The organism is Methylibium sp. T29, from assembly GCF_000576205.1.
GTDB classification, from domain to species: domain Bacteria; phylum Pseudomonadota; class Gammaproteobacteria; order Burkholderiales; family Burkholderiaceae_C; genus Methylibium; species Methylibium petroleiphilum.
Window position 1 is genome coordinate 1 of sequence record NZ_AZND01000462.1, and the last position, 1,522, is coordinate 1,522.

At 62.9% G+C, this 1,522-nt stretch carries 2 protein-coding genes; one reads left to right on the forward strand and one right to left on the reverse strand.

The annotated features are described in order from the left end of the window. Nucleotides 1-21: 21 nt before the first annotated feature. Nucleotides 22-201, reverse strand: coding sequence for a hypothetical protein (locus x551_RS22030; protein ID WP_036229922.1), 180 nt, complete (start codon nucleotides 199-201; stop codon nucleotides 22-24). A gap of 117 nt (nucleotides 202-318) precedes the next feature. Between x551_RS22030 and x551_RS22035 the strand changes: the two genes are divergently transcribed. Continuing rightward, entirely contained in the window at nucleotides 319-1,239 is a 921-nt protein-coding gene (locus x551_RS22035; protein ID WP_036229920.1) for an SOS response-associated peptidase family protein, read from the forward strand. Nucleotides 1,240-1,522: the final 283 nt, after the last annotated feature.

Below are 1,522 nucleotides of genomic sequence, written 5' to 3' on the forward strand. Positions count from 1 at the left end.
CGGCGCGCACAACCATGGAGGCTATTTCGCCAGCACGCCCAGCCGCAACCACATGACTGTGGCGACCTCGGGCGTCTGGTCGCGCCATCGGGGCTCAGACCACAGCTCGGCGGCCGCGTCGCGCAGCTCGTCCTCGGGGGCGTGCGGCCATTGCTGGCGCAGGCGGTCGGCGCACCGCCGCGTCCATTCGTCGGGGGTCATGTGAGGCTCCTTGATACTGTATGTGCATACAGTATCAAGGGCGTGCTATCTGCAGGCAAGCCCCTTGGTTCGATCGCTGCTGGTTGGTCGATAGAGAGAGCCCGCTACGATGCGCCGATGTGCTTCTCTGCCCAGCTCGTAGACGCCTACCGCGAACACTGCCGCCGCTGGAACACCTTCATCTCCCTGGACGAGTTCAAGGAGCTGTATGGCTCCACGTACATCGATGAACGCAAGATTCCGAAGGTGATCGACCAGCTGTTTGCCGATCCTCAGACCGAGAACGAGTGGGACATCAAGCAGTTGATCGACCGGCGAAACTCCGAGCAGGCCGCTGAGTACGAACAAGAGCTGTTCAAGCAGCGTACGCGCCTGGCCAGCGCCGAGCGCAAGCTCGCGGAGAAGGAGACGAAGTCCGCTGCCGAGGTCAAGCGCATAGCCTCAAGCAAGGTCGACGCCTTGTTGGGCAAGCTGGCCGACCTGCGACGACTTGAGCCGAAGGATCGAGACGCGCGAATCTTCCCTGGAAGCTATGCCCCCGTGATCGTCAGCGAGGGCGGCCGACTCGTCGTGAAGCCGATGCGCTACCAGTGCCGCCCGGCCGGCAAGCCGGTGTTCTACGACACCAGGTATCCCAGCACCTACAACGCCCGGCGCGACAACCTCGAAGGCTTCTGGAAGGGCCAGTTCGGTTACACCCACGGGCTGCTGATCGTGAAGACCTTCTACGAAAACGTCGACCGCGATGGCAAGAACGTGGTGCTGCAGTTCACCCCGGACGACCGGGAGCCGATGCTGGTGGCCTGCCTGTGGTCACGCTGGAGTGGGAAGGACGGGCCGGACCTGCTGAGCTTCGCAGCGATCACCGATGAACCGCCCCGGGAGATCGCTGCCGCGGGTCACGATCGCTGCATCGTGCAGATCCGGCCCGAGAACGTCGGCGCCTGGCTGAACCCCGATCCCAGTGAGCTTGCGGCCAGTTACGCGATCCTCGACGATCGACCGCACCCGTACTACGAGCACCGGCTAGCGGCATAGGAGGTTGTCACGAATTTCGCAAGTCTTCCATGACGAACAAAACCCCCAGGCCGTGAGGCGAGGGGGTCTTGTTGACCGAACCCGGAGGGGGTGGCACCGATTTCCACCTCTCGTACTTGACGACCTTGCGGCCGACATTGACTCGGCACAACCGGGACAGAACTTCCAGCACTAAGGCGCTGACGCTCGGATTCTACGAGCTAGTCTGCATCGACGCGCAGACCAAATCGGGAAATCCCACTTGCTTGAGCCGTCCGTGGCTGTCTGGCGCTCGCAGAAGACA